General features: G+C 48.9%; 13 protein-coding genes. 7 read left to right on the top strand and 6 right to left on the bottom strand.

The window, feature by feature from the left end:
* Positions 1–23 precede the first annotated feature (23 nt).
* The 6 genes from DXT99_RS10175 to DXT99_RS10145 all read right to left on the bottom strand — a co-directional run bounded on the left by DXT99_RS10175 (position 24) and on the right by DXT99_RS10145 (position 4,002).
* A complete protein-coding gene (locus DXT99_RS10175; protein WP_220273371.1) occupies positions 24–332 on the bottom strand; it encodes a hypothetical protein in 309 nt (102 codons plus the stop codon).
* Positions 333–521: 189 nt separating this feature from the next.
* Entirely contained in the window at positions 522–1,049 is a 528-nt protein-coding gene (locus tag DXT99_RS10170; protein WP_115565432.1) for a GNAT family N-acetyltransferase, read from the bottom strand.
* A 50-nt stretch (positions 1,050–1,099) separates the two neighbouring features.
* Positions 1,100–1,411, bottom strand: a complete 312-nt coding sequence (locus DXT99_RS10165; RefSeq protein WP_115565431.1) for a helix-turn-helix domain-containing protein — start codon at positions 1,409–1,411, stop codon at positions 1,100–1,102.
* A 5-nt stretch (positions 1,412–1,416) separates the two neighbouring features.
* On the bottom strand, positions 1,417–1,569 hold the full coding sequence (locus DXT99_RS27870; protein WP_317048138.1) for a type II toxin-antitoxin system RelE/ParE family toxin: 153 nt from the start codon (positions 1,567–1,569) through the stop codon (positions 1,417–1,419).
* Between the two features lie 723 nt (positions 1,570–2,292).
* Entirely contained in the window at positions 2,293–2,748 is a 456-nt protein-coding gene (locus tag DXT99_RS10150) for a hypothetical protein (protein WP_115565429.1), read from the bottom strand.
* Positions 2,749–3,066: 318 nt separating this feature from the next.
* Entirely contained in the window at positions 3,067–4,002 is a 936-nt protein-coding gene (locus DXT99_RS10145; protein ID WP_115565428.1) for a glycoside hydrolase family 43 protein, read from the bottom strand.
* A gap of 1,148 nt (positions 4,003–5,150) precedes the next feature.
* On the opposite strand from DXT99_RS10145, the gene DXT99_RS10140 reads away from it, so the two are divergent.
* The 7 genes from DXT99_RS10140 to DXT99_RS10110 all read left to right on the top strand — a co-directional run bounded on the left by DXT99_RS10140 (position 5,151) and on the right by DXT99_RS10110 (position 17,846).
* The gene (locus DXT99_RS10140) at positions 5,151–7,022 is read left to right on the top strand and encodes a family 16 glycoside hydrolase (protein WP_115565427.1); all 1,872 of its coding nucleotides are present in this window, start codon (positions 5,151–5,153) and stop codon (positions 7,020–7,022) included.
* Positions 7,023–7,040: 18 nt separating this feature from the next.
* Positions 7,041–9,056 (top strand): hypothetical protein, encoded by a 2,016-nt coding sequence (locus DXT99_RS10135; protein ID WP_394851323.1) that lies wholly within the window; start codon positions 7,041–7,043, stop codon positions 9,054–9,056.
* 223 nt (positions 9,057–9,279) lie between these two features.
* Positions 9,280–10,059 (top strand): 3-keto-disaccharide hydrolase, encoded by a 780-nt coding sequence (locus DXT99_RS10130; protein ID WP_115565426.1) that lies wholly within the window; start codon positions 9,280–9,282, stop codon positions 10,057–10,059.
* 9 nt (positions 10,060–10,068) lie between these two features.
* On the top strand, positions 10,069–11,085 hold the full coding sequence (locus DXT99_RS10125) for a glycoside hydrolase family 43 protein (RefSeq protein ID WP_115565425.1): 1,017 nt from the start codon (positions 10,069–10,071) through the stop codon (positions 11,083–11,085).
* Between the two features lie 234 nt (positions 11,086–11,319).
* A complete protein-coding gene (locus DXT99_RS10120; RefSeq protein WP_115565424.1) occupies positions 11,320–13,119 on the top strand; it encodes an alpha-L-rhamnosidase-related protein in 1,800 nt (599 codons plus the stop codon).
* Between the two features lie 126 nt (positions 13,120–13,245).
* A complete protein-coding gene (locus DXT99_RS10115; RefSeq protein ID WP_181885084.1) occupies positions 13,246–13,725 on the top strand; it encodes an alpha-L-rhamnosidase C-terminal domain-containing protein in 480 nt (159 codons plus the stop codon).
* A gap of 941 nt (positions 13,726–14,666) precedes the next feature.
* Positions 14,667–17,846 carry a SusC/RagA family TonB-linked outer membrane protein gene (locus DXT99_RS10110; protein WP_115565422.1) on the top strand — a complete coding sequence of 1,060 codons (3,180 nt, stop codon included), beginning with the start codon at positions 14,667–14,669 and terminating at the stop codon, positions 17,844–17,846.
* The last annotated feature ends 10 nt before the right edge of the window (positions 17,847–17,856 follow it).

Here is a 17,856-nt window from a genome sequence, read left to right as displayed (position 1 = left end):
GAGGAGTGGTCTGCAAAAACAAATCAGATTTTGGGCGGAGGGATGCTAAGTTGGTGATACCCTTTGGGCAAAGAGTCTTCAAAGTTTGGGTAACGCTGTTTACTTAAATTAAATGTCTTGTCCGGATGGGGCTGTTGAGGTGAGTCCTGGACAATAAAGTCAATTTTGGTGGTTTTTTTCTTCGTACGTTCTTCTGTATCATGATCATCGTATTCAGCAATAGCGTTCTCAAACCCCAATACTTTTTCCAGGAGAATTTCAACCACACTTTCCTGATCGTTGAATGACAGGTCTTCAGGTATATATTCTGGATTGGGGTCAACAGTGTCCACGCTACTGTTTAGGAAACACAGTCCCATCAGCCCCCAAAGGACTTGAATAAAGATGCTGTTTCTAATGCGACTAATCACGGTGCAAATCTAACGCTTTATTCAGTATTTTCTTGTGGCTATTAAAGGATATAGCTATGAGGTGGCGTAGCTACAACATACAGCTGCCTTAAAGATGGAGTTGTAGCAAGTTCATGATGGTTTAGCTACAAATTCATATAGTAAAAGCTCTTCATCTTCATTTGGCAACAGCACCATTTTCTTAAACTGTAACCCCAGTCTCTCTAGTAGTTTTTGGGAAGCAATATTATCTTTCGTGGTGATGGCTCTTATTTGAGATATTCCGAACTCTTCAACTCCCACTCGTTTGATTTCGTTGGCAGATTCAAAGGCATATCCATTGCGCTCGTGTTCCGGAAGAAATGCAAATCCAATGTCTATGCCTTCTAATCCTTCCCTGTCATAAAGTCCGCAAACCCCTAATTTTACACCATCTGCTTTCCGGATTATGGTGTAGTTAGAATAACCAAGCTTTTCTAGCTGGGGTTGAATCTTAGTTCTTATATAATCCTTTGCGTCCGCTACAGATTTAACATTTCTGTCACCTATATATTCAATCCATTTGGGAGTGTTTAGTAATTCAAATATGAAAGGTGCATCTTCTTCAGAAGTAGGTCTTATAATTAGTCTTTCTGTTTCAAATGATTTGTACGGACTCATTTAGTTTGTTCAAATTAGCTGCACTGGGTTAAGGGGTAGTAATTCTTCTTTTAGAGCTCGATTGAAATTCTCACCTTTCCCCCTAAACCTTTTTCAACTATATCAAACAAGGTTTTGAGCGTCAGGTTACTCCCATCATTTTCAACTCTGGATATGTACGTTCTTTTCTTATTGATAATTTCCCCTAATTCCTGCTGTGTCAGCTGCCTTGCTTCACGAGCTTTTTTCAACTCAAGTCCGATTTTAAATGATTCGAACTCCCTATCAAGGTTATCACGTCTCTCTTTTCCCTTAACTCCATACACTCTGTCCTTAATGTCTGCCCAAGAGCTAACTTCTCTTTGTTTATCATTTTTCTTCATAATATTCAGCCCATTAATTGTAGTGCCTTCAAGATTTCTTTCTTTGGTGTTTTTTGCGTCTTCTTCTGAAAGCCGTTAAGAAGTATTACCAACTTGCCTCCATCAAAAAAGCAGAACACCCGCCAAATGCCAGAAGCCGAGCTGAACTCTTGCCTCATAAAGTCCGTCTGTGCCTGCTAAGTGCTTCAGGTAACTTTGAGGCACCCGCTCAAGTGTTTCTATCGCTTCTAAAATCCTTAACCGGTTGCTCCTTCAAGAAATCTTCAAAATAGTTTTTGTAAGCGATGATTTCTCTGATTTTCTCCATCTGCTGTATTTTCAACAGTATATGTAACTTAAAAGTTACTGCAATTTATAAAAAAATAATCCCTTTTATGATTCGTTATTTCCAGTAACCTTTAGATTAGTGCTATATCATTTTTCCAATAGCTATACTTTTAAATTACCAGGCATAGGAGTAACTTTTACCTACTTGATTTTTTATTTACTGCGCATTTTTCAGTTTTACTAACCTATAAATAAATATTGCTATAGCAAAGAGCAACAACAATGACTGAATAAAGACTACAACCTTATCTGGTTGATGGGCTTGTATGTTCCCCCAAATCTTAAAGGGCAAAATTGCGATAAAAATTAAAGGAATTACCAAGTTCAAAATTGTAAAATTTACTTTCATATAGGCTTCTTTAGTTAAAGGTTACTTTCCGCTCTTATTTTACTTTTATACCTTCTATTGTTAGAGTTTACTGCTAACGTCTCGTATAAAAACTGTGCGAGCTGGCGAGTGTGATTGTCCGCAGGACAATCCGCTAAGCAAGCGAGCACGGACTTTTGATTTTAAACTGGTTAAGCATTGTTTTTATATGTTGTTGTACACAGTTTTATTTTTTAATTACATTTATCCACTTGTCTCCGCCAGTCGACAATTGGTCCGTCACAACAATATTATATATAGCTTCATTTCGTCTTACAAAACGAATTTCATTATTTGCAAAATCTCCTGGATATCGAGGATATTCAACCATCCTTATAGGCTCGCCTTCATCGAAAAAAATAATTAGATTAATGTCGTCGCGGGATTGTATACCAGCGTGTTCTATTGAAGAAAAATTTACGTCAAATTTATCCGCAAGACTTTCTGGATTTGAATATGGCGTCAAAATAATCAGACTATCCCATTTAAATTGGGTTAACTCATTGAAGTCTAAGGTCTCTTGTCCAGATGATACATTTTGTTGAATAGAATTTTCTAAAGATTTATCCGATTCAAGTTTCTCAGGTCCGCTGCAGGACAAAGTAAACATTGTCAGAATTACGATTAGAGAGAAGTTCTTCATTTTTTCAAATTGTGTACAACTGCCAACTATACAGAGTTATTCGGCCTATTTGCACTATGTATGGGAGTGGTTTATCCTGTTCTGTGGTTGTTTTGAAGCGTCTCTACTCTATTTGAAATCATAGTGGAGGGTATTTTTTATTTCGAACTAAGATAAGAAACATTGACCAGGGCTTCTAACGCTGTAGGCTTTATATACTTCAGTTTGATGCTCTTCCTTCTTCAGTAGAGCTGAGAGCTTTTATAGCTAAGTCATTACAAATCAAAATCTACTAATTTACTCCCAATTCAAAATCAACTGGATTGATCTCCTTGTTGATTATTGTAATCTCTCAAACTCAGCCTTCGTCACTTTAAAGATACTGCCATGGCGCATGCCTTCGGGGAAGGAGATTTTGTCTGAAAAATCAACCCAGTTTTTCAGGTCTTCTGACTGCACCGCACCCATGCTGTGGTCGATGTACTTATCAAAATAGACAAGCCATTTGTCATCAAGCTTTAACGTGGTGGGGCCTTCTGCCCAGTAGCTACCGGTAATAGGTGGGCTGGCGGCACTATAGGGGCCTGTTAAGTTGTTGCTGTAGGCTACCTTTATATTCTTCTGGGCCGGCTCACGGGTCTCGTCTTTCAGAAACATCACATAGCGGTTATTGTCTTTTACAATCGAGGCGTCTATCACGTTAAAGCCCGGCTCATAGAGCAGCTTAGTATCGCTGAAAGTTTCAAAGTCTTTTGTAGTGACGTAGTACATGCGGTGGTTGTAGGCATCGTCTTTTTCAGACTGTGTTTCCGGGTAAAGGCCCGTGATTGTTGTGGCCCAGTAGATCATGTATTGCTTCTTCTCGTCATCGTACGTCACCTCCGGAGCCCAGGTATTGCGGGCATTTGGCTCATGCGCCATCACGGGTATAAACTGCTGCTCTGACCAGTTAAGCAGATCTTCTGAGCTGGCGTATCCAAGTCCTTTTTCATTCCAGCTTACCGTCCATACCATATGAAATCTGCCGTCTGCTCCGCGAATGATGCAGGGGTCGCGCATGAGTTTGTCGTTACCGGCGGTAGGTTTCAGGAAAACAGAGTCATTTTTGAGTGCTTTCCATTCGTAGCCATCCATGCTGTAGGCTAGGTGCAGGCCGTCTCCATTTCCTTTGAAGTAGGAGAACAGGTATACGTCGTCTTGCGCAGTTTGCTCTTGTGCAACAGCACAGGAACTGAAGGAAAATACTAATAAAACAAAGTACAGTAGTTTTCTCATATTGTGTCTGCTAGGGCAGTTTTAAAAGGTGTTAGCGTGTGCTTTGGTGGAAAGCTATTAACTCAACTATAACATGAACATTAGAATTACCGCAGTATAAAAATGATATACTTGAAAAACAAGGAGTGTGGAGGGGAGATGGAAAAGGATAGAGAGGTTTTGTGCTCATATGAATTGGTTGATGAGCAATAAAAAATAAATTCCTGGAAGCGAAATTTCCATCTTTGGAGGGGCTAGGATAGGCCAAAGCTACAATCACATTGCAATTGAATATCCTGATAATTAGCAGCTAAGCCATAACCGTATTGTCCCGCTTCTCATAAACTTAGTTCTATCGCATCTTTTAATTTGTAAAACGGAAAACGTGTGATTCTGTCTAAGCTGCCGTTGTTATAGTTTATCCAGCGGCATCAAGCCTATTGTTGCATTGTTTCTCTCTGAACTCTCAAGACCGAGAGGCCTCGTCTTGGGGGAAGGGGCTCAACCCAAAGACTGGAATCAGACTCACTTAGTGCTGACGGATAAAAGCAAAGTTCCTATTGCTTCTCCTTAACCTTGCCCTTATCAATTAGAAATAACTTTAACTTAATCTTATACCTTTATGCTCAGGCAGCGCAGCTGATTAATCACTTTCTTTGTAAGAAATTGTGTATTAAGGCTTTTGTTTCTCGATATTACCTCTAAATTTGAATATATAATTGGTAAATGGATATTAGGAATAAACCAAATAGCTGTTTTCAACTTATTTGCTTTGTCTGTTATTGACCTCTCTTAGAAGAGCAATAACAGAAATTTGCATGCATATGCCTGGTGGTATGGTGGCAAGAGAGAAAGACATGACAAAATTAGTAGAGGGAAGAAGTCTTATCTGATAGAAGTCTTACTCAAGCGATGTTTAGGTGTACAGTACTCTACGCAATACGCACAGAAACCCCAGTCTACCCTCAGGAACGAAGCCATCAAGAAGTGCGGTGCGTGTGTACGTTGCAAGAAACATACGAATGATCCGGTTGACTCCCTTTCAATATGTCGGCTACTCCTAACCAACAAAAAGGGGCAAAGGCAGACGCCTACCCTTACTCGCTTTTAAATGAAAAATAGTGATTTGTATTTTGTAAACCTTGGGTAACCCAAATAACAACCAGTATATGATTAAGAATAGAACAGCGCCCATCCGTGGTGTATTACTGGCGGGTTTAGCCTTGATATGCAGTACAGGCATGTCGCTGGCGCAGTCAGCGGCCCCACAGACATTGGAAATTCCCCTCACCGATATGTCGGCTTTCCAGAGTGCGGGCAAGAGCTGGCAGATAGCCGGCGGCGTGACGGCCAGGATGGACAAGGATAACGTGCTGAATACAGTGAATGGCACCGGCGTGCTGGTAAACGAACCCAGCCGAAGAAACAAGGGCGCCGACCTGGTGACGAATTTCGAGCACGGCGACATGGACCTGGAGCTGGATTACATGATGGCCAAAGGCTCTAACTCCGGTATTTACCTGCAGGGCAGGTATGAGGTGCAGCTCAACGACAGCTGGGGAGCCACGAAGGCCTCCTCAGGTGACAACGGCGGCATCTATGAGCGCTGGGACGAGAGCCGCCCCAATGGGCAGAAGGGCTATCAGGGCTACGCCCCGCGCCAGAACGTGAGCCGGGCGCCGGGCCTGTGGCAGCACCTCAAAATCTCTTTTCAGGCGCCCCGCTTTGATGCCAGCGGCAAAAAGATTGAAAACGCCAAAATCCTGCGCGCCGAGCTCAACGGTGTGACCATACACGAGAACGTGGAGCTCTTCGGTCCCACACGCGGTGCCATGGGAGGAGACGAGGTGGCCTTGGGGCCGCTGCGCCTGCAGGGCGACCACGGTGCTGTGGCCTTCCGCAACATCAAAGTCACCGACTACGGTAAGCCCCGCCCGGAGCTCGTGAACCTGCAGTACAAAGTGTACAAAGGCAAATACGAGGGGGAGCCGCAGTACGACAGCATCCCTCCGGAGGCCGAGGGGACCTCGGTGGCCCTTACCTCAGACATAAGCCCCTTCTCAAACGATTTCCTGGTGCGCTACACCGGCACCCTGCGGGTGACGGAGCCGGGGGAGTATACCTTCAACCTCAACCCCAGCGGTGGGGGAGGGATGATGAAAATCAACAACAAGGTGGTTATCCCGCCGGGGGAGAGAAACCTGAGGGCCTCTGTGGACCTGCCCGCAGGCGACATGCCCTTCGAGCTGGTGTACTCCAAGATTGTGGAGTGGGGCCGGCCGGGCATCGGCATCGCCGTGGTAGGCCCCGGTATCCGGGAGTACCTCATGGGTGACCCGGTGGCGGGTGGCAACGACAACTCCCAGGGCCCGATTCTGGTGGACGCCCCGGTGAACACCATCCTGCGCAGTTTCATGGACCTGCCGGTCCCGAACAAGGACGGGAAAAGAAGCACCCGGGTGGTGCACGCGGTGAACGTGGGGAGCGCCGAGCAGGTGCACTACACCTACGACATGGACAAGGGCAACATGGTGCAGGTGTGGCGCGGCGGCTTCCTGGACGCCACGCCCATGTGGTACAGCCGGGGCGACGGCTCTTCCCGCCCGGTGGGGGCCGTGCAGCACTTCGGGCAGCCTGCCTTTGCGCTGGCGAGACTGGCCTCCCCGCAGGCGGCATGGGTGGCCGACACAGCGGGCACCGGCTTCCGCCCCGAGGGCTATGACGTGGACAAGGCAGACCAGCCCACGTTCAGCTACAGGGTGTACGGCAGCGCCGTGCAGGACGCCATCCGGGTGCTGGAGGGCGGCAGGGGGCTTCGCCGCGAGCTGACGGTGCAGAACCCGGTGCAGAACCTGTACGCCCGCCTGGCAGGCGGCAGCACCATAGAGGCGGTGTCCAGAGACACCTACCTGGTAGACGGCAGGGCCTATTACAGGGTAGATGATGCCGGCGGCGCGAAGCCCGTGGTGAGAGACGCCGGTGGCCGGAAAGAGCTGATTGTGCCGGTACGGGGCAAGGTGGCCTATTCTATCATATTCTAACCTCAGACCTTTTGACTCATGAAACATACAAATAGAAAATACCGACACGCCGCGCTGGCCTTTCTGCTGACGGCGGCAACCGCAACAGGCATCAGTGCCCCTGCCATGGCCCAGGAGTCGCCCATGGAGGAGGATTACTTCAGGATTATGGGCATGCCTTCACCGGAAGGCGCCTTGCTGGAGGTGGGAGGGCTCACGGTGCTCCCTTCAGGCGACCTGGGGGTTTCCACGCGCCGGGGGGATGTATACATCGTGGAGAACCCCACGAGCCAGCGGCCCTATTTCCGCAAGTTCGCGTCCGGGTTGCACGAGATTCTCGGCCTGGCCTATAAAGACGGTGCCCTGTATGCGGCACAGCGCGGGGAGCTGACAAAGCTCATCGACACAGACATGGACGGCAAGGCAGACAAGTACAAGACCGTCTACTCCTGGCCGCTCTCCGGTCACTACCACGAGTACAGCTTCGGCCCTAAAATAGCGCCCGACGGCGACTTCTTCGTTACCGGCAACGTGGCCTTCGGGGATGAGGAGTGGTGGCGCGGGGAGAGCCGGGTGCCGTGGCGCGGCTGGACGATGAAAATCAGCGAAGACGGCAGGATGGAGCCCTGGGCCACGGGCATGCGCTCGCCGGCAGGACCCGGCCTTATTGACGGGGAGCTGTTCTACACCGACAACCAGGGCGAGTGGATGGGCTCCGGGGGCCTCTGGCATGTGCCGAAAGGCGCCTTCACCGGGCACCCGGCCGGCTTGCGCTGGACCAATATGCCGAACTCCCCGGTGAAGCTGACAACAGAGCAGATGTACGCCAAGCTTGACCCGCGCCAGGAGAAGAACGAGCAGGGGCGCTACATCAAGCCGGAGAACATCGTGGAGGAGGAGCACGTGGCCATGTACGAGATGAAGGAATCCTTCCCGGAACTGCGCACGCCTGCCGTGTGGCTGCCGCACGGCATCCTGGGAATCTCCAACTCAGAGCCTGTCAAAATACCGGAGGAGAACTTCGGCCCTTTTGGAGGCCAGGTGCTGGTGGGGGACCAGGGGATGAGCCTTATCTCGCGCGTGTTCCTAGAGCAGGTGAACGGCGAGTACCAGGGGGCGTCCTTCCTGTTCCGGACAGGCTTCCAGTCTGGTGTACTGCGCCTGGCCTGGGCAAAGGACGGCTCCCTGTTTGTGGGGGAGACGAACCGCGGCTGGGGTTCGGCCGGCGAGGCCAACTACGGCCTGCAGCGCCTGGTGTGGAACAACCGGGTGCCTTTCGAGATGCGGGCCGTGCGCGCCATGCCGGACGGGTTTGAGATAGAGTTCACCAGGCCTGTTGACAGGAAGTCGGCGGAGGACGTTGCCTCTTACTCCGTGTCGAGCTTCATCTACAAGTACCACCCGGTTTACGGCAGCCCGCCTGTCGAGACAGAGGAGAACCTTATTAAGGGCGTAAAGGTGTCAGAGGACGGCATGAAGGCCCGCATTGTGGTGGACAACCTGCGGCGCTACTATATCCACAACATCACCGTTGGCGGCGTGCGGGAGCGTGATAATTCTTACTCACTGGTGCACCCTACGGCTTACTACACGCTCAACAACATCCCGGAAGGGCAGAAACTGTCGCTGAGCGAGCTGAGCGCTGTTAATTCTGCCGCCGCGGCAGCGAATAAGGCAAAGGCGGCTACAAATGCATCCGCAAAAAAAGCGGCAACGGCAAAACAAGCCGCTGCCGCTACATCAACTGCCGGCAAAAAGACCGTTAAGGCTGCTGCCCCAACCTATGACGAGGTGAAGGGGCTGCTGGCCAAGCACACCTGCCTTGCCTGCCACAACACTGACAAGAGGCAGGTAGGCCCGGCCTATGTGGATGTGGCCAAGCGCGGGTACACGCCCGAGAAAATCGTGGAGCTGATTCACAACCCGGAGCCGCAGAACTGGCCGGACTACGCCACCGAGATGCCGCCCATGCCGCAGGTGCCCAAGGAGGACGCGCTCAAGATTGCCAGGTGGATTAATTCGCTTGCTCCTGCCGGTAGTGCCTCCTCTAGATAGCTGCCTGCACACGTAGGATGTAGCTGGCATTGAAACCAGTCTTGCTCCTCCAGAGAAAGGGTTTTCTAAACATTTCATTCCCTGGAAGGGCAAGAGTTGGTTGCTTATACCATGCCGCAGGACGCTTCGTTTCTGCTATCTTTTCAGATGCGGAAGCTGTGCACAAACCTCATCAAAAACTGAATTAGCTTAAGCAATTTTTTCTGGTTGATAGAATACTTATATGAAAAAGACAAATATCCTCCTGGCATTTATAGCAACAGCCTCTATATATGCCTGTGCCCCGAACGCCGGTGATACTACCACTACGGCCGCCGAAAATACCCCAACCGAAAACACACCGGCTCCTACTGCGCCAGCCGACAACACCCTCACCGGCGTAGAGCAATCAGAAGGCTGGGTGCTGCTTTTCGATGGGGAGAGCATGGCGCACTGGAGGGGCTTCCAGAAACAGGAAGTGCCGGATGCCTGGCAGGTAGAAGACGGTGCCATTGTGCTGACCGGCAAAGGAGGGGGCGACATCGTGACCAGGGAGGAATACCAGAACTTTGAGCTGATGCTGGACTGGAAGATTTCGGAGGGCGGCAACAGCGGTATTTTCTTCAATGTCTCGGAGGACCCGAAGTACCAGTACACTTTCCAGTCAGGTCCGGAGGTGCAGATAATTGACGACGAGCGGCACGCGGATGCAAAGCAGGGCCGGGACGGTAACCGCAAGGCGGGCACGAACTATGATTTGCACCCACTTTCGGAACCCGCTGTTAAGCCTGCCGGAGAGTATAACACCGTGCGCCTGGTGGTGAACAACGGGAACGTGGAGCAATACCTGAACGGGAAGAAAGTAGTGGAATACACCCTCTGGAGCCCTGAGTGGGAGCAGATGGTAAAAGAAAGTAAGTTTGCCGGCATGCCCGACTACGGAACCTACAGGAGCGGCCGCATTGCCTTGCAGGACCATGGCGACAGGGTATGGTTCAAGAACATTAAGATACGACCACTTTAAGCATCAGGCATGAAAATACTACTAACAGTTTGTTGCCTGCTAGGTGCTGTCCTGCAGGTAAATGCCCAAGTTAAAACCGGACATGCGGCATCTGCATCAAAAAAAGAATCTGGCCGCACTACCTCCGGCAATCCCATTTTTCCGGGCTGGTATGCTGATCCGGAAGGTATCATTTTCGGTAACACGTACTGGGTATATCCTACTTACTCGGCACCATATGAGGAACAGGTGTTTATGGATGCCTTCTCTTCGCCAGATTTGGTGAACTGGACAAAGCACAGCCGGATTGTAGACACAGCAAGTATAAAGTGGGCCAACAAAGCGATGTGGGCTCCCTCTATCATAGAGAAAGACAGGAAGTATTATCTCTTCTTCGGCGCGAACGATATCCAGAGTGATGACGAGTTAGGCGGTATAGGGGTAGCCGTGGCTGACAATCCCGCCGGGCCTTTTAAAGACCACTTGGGTAAGCCCTTAATAGACAAGTTTCACAACGGGGCGCAGCCAATTGATCAGTTTGTTTTTAAGGACCAAGACGGGCAGCGCTACCTTATATATGGAGGTTGGAGACACTGCAACATCGCAAAACTCAATAATGATTTCACCGGCTTTGTGCCGTTCGAGGACGGTGCTACTTTTAAAGAAATAACGCCTGAAGGGTATGTAGAAGGACCTTTTATGTTTATGAGAGGGGGCAAATACTACTTCATGTGGTCTGAAGGTGGCTGGGGTGGGCCGAATTACCGCGTGGCCTATGCCATCAGCGATTCACCGCTGGGGCCCTTCAAGCGCGTGGACACCATCCTGAAGCAGGACCCGGAAGTGGCTACCGGTGCTGGCCATCATTCTGTGATTCACAACACGGGTAAAGACAAGTGGTTCATCGTTTACCACAGAAGGCCGCTGGAGGAAACAGATGCAAACCACCGGGTGACCTGCATTGATGAAATGTCTTTTGACGCAAACGGGCACATCAAGCCTGTCAAAATTACGATGGAGGGTGTGCCTAAGCTCAAAGTAAAATAGCAGTGTAGCCGGTATGGTTTTGCATAAGCTACAAAAAATCGATGCGCCGTATCTATATGGCGCATCGATTTCTTCAATGAGCGGTGCATTCATTACAAAGCCAGATATCAAACCTTACAAATACCAGGCAGGTTACCACAGGATTGTGAAGGTATGGAAGTTTATTATTTTTCTGTAACTTAATCAACAGGATGTAGCGCACTTAAACCCGGCTCTCTTATACAGGCAACAGATATGAAAAAACTGGTTTCTATACTTTCTGTTTTAGTGACCGTGCTTCCTCTCTTTGTTTTTGCTCAGATCCCGAACCCCACTTTGCCCGAAGAGCTGCTAAGCAAGCCCTGGCCCGCCCAATGGATTGCAGTGGCTGGTGAGCCGGCAAAGGATTTCGGTGTGTACCATTTCCGAAAGAATATTGAACTGACAGCCAAACCCGCCTCTTTTCTGGTGCATGTTTCCGGCGACAACAGGTACAGGCTGTATGTAAACGGGCAGCAGGTGTGCTTTGGCCCCGCACGCAGCGATGTATTTCACTGGAACTTTGAAACGGTTGACTTAGCACCCTTTCTGCACCAGGGCAACAATACGCTGGCGGCCGTCGTGTGGAATTACGGAGAAACAATGCCAGTCGCGCAGATGAGCCTGCGCACCGGTTTTATTATGCAGGGCAACGGTCAGGCAGAACGCATGGTGGATACCGGGCCTGGCTGGAAAGGCATCAGAAGCAAAGCTTATGCGCCCATCAACACAAACCTGCATACTTACTTTGTTGTAGGGCCAGGCGAAAATCTGGATGCTGCTGCCTACGACTGGGGATGGGAAACCGAAGCGTACGATGACAGCAAGTGGCCTGCAGCAAGTACTATCTCTCCTGGGCTTGTTGGTGGTTTGTTCGAGCCCTGGTATGAAGGCTGGCACCTGCAGGCCCGTAGCATCCCGGCAATGGAGCTTGCGCCACAGCGCCTGGTAAGTGTTAGAAGAGCGACAGGAATCCCGGCGCCGAAAGGCTTTCCTCAGAAAGCGGCGGCCTTTACAATACCCGCCCATACTAAGGCAACGCTTATACTTGACCAGGGGGTTGAGACGACCGCTTTCCCGGTCCTGACCATGAGTGCGGGGCAGGGAGCAAGCATTTCTGTCCGTTATGCCGAATCTCTTTTCGTTGACGAAGGAAAGGGAGTGGCAGAGACAAAGAATAAAGGCAACCGCGACAAAGTGGACGGCAAGGTTTTTATAGGCTATGAAGACAGAATCGTTTCTGATGGAGGTGAAGCCCGCACTTTTATGCCGCTGTGGTGGCGCACGTACCGCTATATTGAATTAGCAGTAGAAACGAAAGACCAGCCGCTCACAATAAATGATTTGTACGGACTGTATACCAGTTATCCTTTTAAAATGCAGGCTACGTTTGAAGCCAAACGACCGGAGTTAGATAAGATACTGGAGGTTGGCTGGCGCACGGCTCGTTTGTGTGCCCAAGAAACCTATGTCGATTGTCCCTATTACGAGCAGTTGCAATACGTAGGTGATACCCGCATTCAGGCGCTGGTTTCGCTTTTTAACAGCGGAGATGATCGGCTGATGCGGAATGCAATCAATCAAATCCGCTACTCGCACGGCCTGAGCGGCATTACCCAGAGCCGCTATCCGAGCCACTTACCCCAATACATTCCGCCCTTCTCGATGTGGTGGATTGGAATGGTGAATGATTACTGGAAATACCGTGGGGATGAGGCCTTCATAAAAGAGCAGCTGCCGGTAGCGCGATCTATTATCTCTTTCTTTGAATCAAAGCAGCAGGAAAATGGCTCCATGGGAAGGGTGCCTTACTGGACCTTTACTGACTGGGCGGAAGCACCCGGGTGGAAAGCCGGTATGGCTCCAAAAGCAGCAGGAGGTGGCAATTCAGCAGTGCTGGATTTGCAGTTGCTGTTAGCCTATCAGGCGGCAATGCCTTTAGAACGTGCAGTTGGCTTGCCTGCTTTTGCGCAGCAATACGAACAGAAAACAAAAGAGCTGAAGCAAACAGTTTGAAACCTGTATTGGGATGCTGACAAAGGCCTGTTTGCCGATACGCCTGATAAAGAGAGCTTTTCGCAACACGCCAACACGTTTGCCGTGCTAGGCGGAGTGGTAGAAGGGGAAGAGGCGCGCCAGGTTATGGAGAAAATCCTGCGTGAGCCCACTATAACACAGGGTAGCATTTACTTTAAGTATTACCTGCACCAGGCTGTTGCAAAAGCAGGCTTAGGAAACAGGTATCTGGAATTACTGGATGAGTGGCGTGCGCAGCTTTCCCGGGGGCTAACCACCTGGGCAGAGCAACCGGAGCCGTCCCGTTCAGATTGCCACGCCTGGGGCTCCAGCCCCAATATTGAGCTCTACCGCATCGTACTGGGCATAGACAGCGACGCCCCTGGCTTCAGCAAAGTCCGCATCTCTCCTAATCTAGGGGAACTGAAAGAAGCCAGCGGTTCTATACCTCACCCGAAGGGCCAGGTAACAGTGAAGTATAGTGTCGACAGGAAAAACCAACTTAAGGCGGAAATAACGTTGCCAGCCGGTGTAAGCGGCACCCTCGTCTGGAACGGGAAAGAAACCCCGCTTACTGGAGGAGAAAAGAACTGTGTTGCGCTGTAGCCTGCCTGAAACGAAAGCGCATCAATACAAGGGTGAGCAGGCCATTTAATTATGCTATGAGGAATAGGAAGCAGAAGCTTTTGCTTCGCTTTTGAGTTGCATTGTGCGCTAATTATGTCCCTGATAAAATATCTTTAGAATGTAGTAGAAAAAGAAAAGAGTGAATACACACTTTCCTGAGGTCAGCGAGCAAACATTTCAGCGCGATTGGTAGTATGAGGACGAGCAGCAAAAGACGAAAGAACCAGTTTACTCTTGACACATGTTATTATCGTGCTGTTACCCAGATTGTTTAGTTAAATTGCACAACTTCTGCTTTGGAATTCCCTCAAATAAGCTTGTATGATAAGTAATTGGTCACTTTATTTTAGAAATAATTTTTTTTCTACAAACTGATGGCTATATTTAATCATCTATACAGGTTGGTTCAAGGAGCCAGCCTTGGGGAAAGAGACATTTCGCTAACCTTAATCGTGAGTAAATGAATTGTTATCACTGCTTTTTTCCGTTCCCAGAGCATCATACTATCTCTCTTGTAGAGGTTGTTCATAAATATTATGCTAGATAACAATCGATTGCAGCCTAACTTGAGGCTATCTTGATAATATGATTGTTTAATCCAGGGAGTACATTACTTTATTTACTTTGTATAAACTCAAAAAATCTTGTTTAAAACAGGTGTAAGTAAAATTTGCTTCTCAAAAATAAATATTGCACAATAGTTTTATATTTTTTTACTATACAAATACAATAAGTATGATGTAGGTGTAACAATTCAGTCAGTGTCTAGTCTCCTTTAAGTGTTACTGACACAGTTAAGCATTTTACTTAGTTTAAACATTGTTTATTCTTGCTGCTATCTACAATAGGGGGCAGTAATTTTTATATCAACTTTAATTATTACTATTTGAATTATTTTTTACACTTTAAAAACACAATCTATGCAACATTATTTACTAAAAGAGTTGAAATACCTGCTTGTATTTCCTCTTTTCTTTCTGTCTGTTGCCGTGGCGCTTGCACAGGGTGTTACGGTGCAGGGAAAGGTGACTGATGAAAGTGGTGTGCCTCTTCCTGGGGTTACAGTACTCCTGAAGGGAACCTCTACCGCAGCGCCAACTGGTGCTGACGGCAACTACACTCTTAACGTACCGGATGGCAATGGAACACTTGTTTTTACCTTTATAGGTTTTTCGCCACAGGAGGAGCCAATTAATAACCGCACCACTGTAAACGTGCAGATGGGTGCCGATGCCCAGGCATTGGAGGAAGTGGTGGTTGTAGGGTATGGTACTCAAAAGAAAGAAACCGTTACAGGTTCTGTTGCCGCAGTAAAAGGCTCAGAACTCGAAAGATCCCCAGCGGTTAACATCACCAACTCCATCGCTGGCCGTATGCCTGGTGTGGTTGCTGTAAACAGAAGCGGTGAACCAGGCTATGACCAGTCCGTTATACGGATCAGGGGCTCCAATACCTTAGGAGAGAACGGCGCGCTGATAGTTATTGATGGTGTACCAGCTCGTGCGGGTGGTATCGAGCGTCTTAACCCTGCGGATATCGAAAACATTTCCGTTCTGAAAGATGCCTCGGCAGCTATTTATGGTTCTCGTGCGGCCAACGGGGTTATCCTGGTTACAACAAAGCGGGGTACAGCAGGAAAGCCAAAAATTTCTTATTCCTTTAACCAGGGGTTTGCCCAGCCAACAGTTATACCTGATCTGGCGAATGCCACTCAGTTTGCCGAAATGCGCAACGACCTGGAGATTTACAACCGCGTACCAGTGTCTTTGTGGGAAGAAGCCTCAGCGGCTTTCCGTGAGACAGGAAGTTATACTTTGCCAGACGGTTCTACTGTAAACGCGCACTATGATCCGGAAGACATACAGAAGTTCGGAGACGGCTCCAATCCATGGACGCACCCGAATACAGATTGGTACGACGCTACCCTGAAGGAGTGGTCACCGCAGTCGCAGCATACCCTGCAGTTATCGGGCGGCAGCGACAACATCAAGTTCCTGACCTCCCTGAACTACATCAATCAGGATGCTTTCTACAGAAACTCAGCTACCGGCTATCAGCAGTATGATTTGCGCTTAAACCTGGATGCAAATATCAGCCAATATGTAAAAGCAAGTGTTGGTATGTTAGCCCGTCAGGAGAAACGCTTCTTTCCTACGGTTCCTGCTGGGGCTATCTTCAGAATGCAGATGCGCGGTCTGCCTACTATGCCTGCCCGCTGGCCTGACGGAAGACCGGGACCTGATATTGAAAACGGTCAAAACCCGGTTGTTATCACTACAAACGAAACAGGTTACGATCGTGATAACCGCACTTACCTGCAGACAAATGGCTCGATTGAGATTACTAACCCATGGATAGAAGGCCTGAAGTTTACCGGAACAGCTGCAGTGGATAACATGGCCCGCCGCATTAAAAGATGGCAGATTCCGTGGTTCCTTTATTCCTGGAACGGAACAGATTACGAAGCAGACGGAACTACTCCTTTGCTGACACCCGGTCGAAGAGGGCCAGCCGATCCAAACCTTAACATGGCCGATGAGGAGCAGTTGAACATCTTGCTGGGCGGTATATTAACCTACGAACGCACCTTTGGCGACCATGCAATAACTGTACTGGCAGGTACCAACAGAGAAACAATTGATCATGACGGTTTCTCTGCTTTCCGCAGGTATTTTATTTCTCCTGCCATTGACCAAATCAGTGTTGGGGGCAACTTAGAGCGAAACAATAACGGATTCGCATCTGAAAGAGCACGCCTCAGCCACTTTGGCCGCTTTGCCTATAACTTCCAGGAGAAATACATGGCAGAATTCTTATGGCGCTACGATGCCTCGGACATCTTCCCGGAGGAAACCCGCTATGGATTCTTCCCAGGAGTGCTGGCTGCATGGCAAATCTCTGAAGAAGATTTCTTCAAGAACAACGTCTCCTTTATTAACTACCTGAAGTTACGCGGTTCATGGGGCCAGATGGGTAATGACAACCTTGGACAAGAAGGAAACGCTTACAATTATCTTTCCACCAATACCTTCAATACCTACATCATTGGTGGCCAGGAAGTATCAACGCTGCGCGAAAACAGGGTTCCGAATCCTGGCATTACCTGGGAGGTGGCAAACAACGCCAACATTGGCTTAGACGGACAGTTACTGCAAGGCAAAATCAACTTCGAATTTGACGTCTTCTATAACAAGCGAACTAACATCCTGGCATTCCGAAACGCTTCATTGCCTCTGACTACAGGTATTGTTCCGCCGCGCGAAAATATTGGAGAAGTTGTCAACCGTGGTTGGGACGCTTTGATAGGCTACAACAACCAGATTGGCGAGGTCCTGTTCAACGTGAGTGTAAACGGTGGATATGCTAGGAATGAAATTCTCTTCTGGGATGAGGCACCGGGTGCTCCTGCTCACCAGCGCTCTACCGGCAGCCCAATGGGTACTGCTCTCCGTTACGAATATGATGGTGTTTTTGTAAACCAGGCTGAAATCGACGCCAACCCAATCGACTATAGCGCCATTGTAGGTACGCTGCGTCCGGGTGATATGCGATATAGAGACGTGTCTGGGCCGAACGGAGTGCCTGATGGTGCCATTACACCAGACGACAGAACAAGAGATCCACGAAACGACATCCCTACCTTCCAGGGTGGCTTAAACGGCCGTGCAAGCTTCAGAAATTTCGACTTCAGCGTTCTGTTCCAGGGATCAGCCGGTGCTGTGACAACAATCGGAACCGGAGAAATGGGTAGTATCGGTAACTTCCTCGAGGACATCTATGTGAACCGCTGGACTATAGAGAATCCTAGCGCTGAGCATCCACGCATCTCTGACCGCGGAAACCAGTATTTCGCTGGCGGTAATACTTACTGGATGAGAAGCACGGACTATATCCGACTGAAGAACATTGAGCTAGGTTACACGCTTCCGACTGTAGTAGGCCAAAAAATAGGCATGGAGATGCTGCGCGTGTACGTAAATGCCCTGAACCTTGCTACCTGGGATAAACTGAAAGTGTATGACCCTGAAAACGTGAATGCGAACGGCCAGTACTATCCGCAGTCAAGAATCATAAACACAGGCGTAACTGCAACATTTTAAGTGATACCGA

Source organism: Pontibacter diazotrophicus, from assembly GCF_003367245.1.
GTDB classification, from domain to species: Bacteria; Bacteroidota; Bacteroidia; order Cytophagales; family Hymenobacteraceae; genus Pontibacter; species Pontibacter diazotrophicus.
Note: the sequence above shows the minus strand (reverse complement) of the source record. Positions and strands in the feature narration are given on the sequence as shown.

Bases quoted from the DNA above. Each gene is read 5' to 3' on its own strand.
- DXT99_RS10170 (WP_115565432.1), bottom strand. From the start codon at position 1,049: ATGAGTCCGTACAAATCATTTGAAACAGAAAGACTAATTATAAGACCT.
- DXT99_RS10165 (WP_115565431.1), bottom strand. From the start codon at position 1,411: ATGAAGAAAAATGATAAACAAAGAGAAGTTAGCTCTTGGGCAGACATT.
- DXT99_RS27870 (WP_317048138.1), bottom strand. From the start codon at position 1,569: ATGAGGCAAGAGTTCAGCTCGGCTTCTGGCATTTGGCGGGTGTTCTGC.
- DXT99_RS10150 (WP_115565429.1), bottom strand. From the start codon at position 2,748: ATGAAGAACTTCTCTCTAATCGTAATTCTGACAATGTTTACTTTGTCC.
- DXT99_RS10145 (WP_115565428.1), bottom strand. From the start codon at position 4,002: ATGAGAAAACTACTGTACTTTGTTTTATTAGTATTTTCCTTCAGTTCC.
- DXT99_RS10140 (WP_115565427.1), top strand. From the start codon at position 5,151: ATGATTAAGAATAGAACAGCGCCCATCCGTGGTGTATTACTGGCGGGT.
- DXT99_RS10135 (WP_394851323.1), top strand. From the start codon at position 7,041: ATGAAACATACAAATAGAAAATACCGACACGCCGCGCTGGCCTTTCTG.
- DXT99_RS10130 (WP_115565426.1), top strand. From the start codon at position 9,280: ATGAAAAAGACAAATATCCTCCTGGCATTTATAGCAACAGCCTCTATA.
- DXT99_RS10125 (WP_115565425.1), top strand. From the start codon at position 10,069: ATGAAAATACTACTAACAGTTTGTTGCCTGCTAGGTGCTGTCCTGCAG.
- DXT99_RS10120 (WP_115565424.1), top strand. From the start codon at position 11,320: ATGAAAAAACTGGTTTCTATACTTTCTGTTTTAGTGACCGTGCTTCCT.
- DXT99_RS10115 (WP_181885084.1), top strand. From the start codon at position 13,246: ATGGAGAAAATCCTGCGTGAGCCCACTATAACACAGGGTAGCATTTAC.
- DXT99_RS10110 (WP_115565422.1), top strand. From the start codon at position 14,667: ATGCAACATTATTTACTAAAAGAGTTGAAATACCTGCTTGTATTTCCT.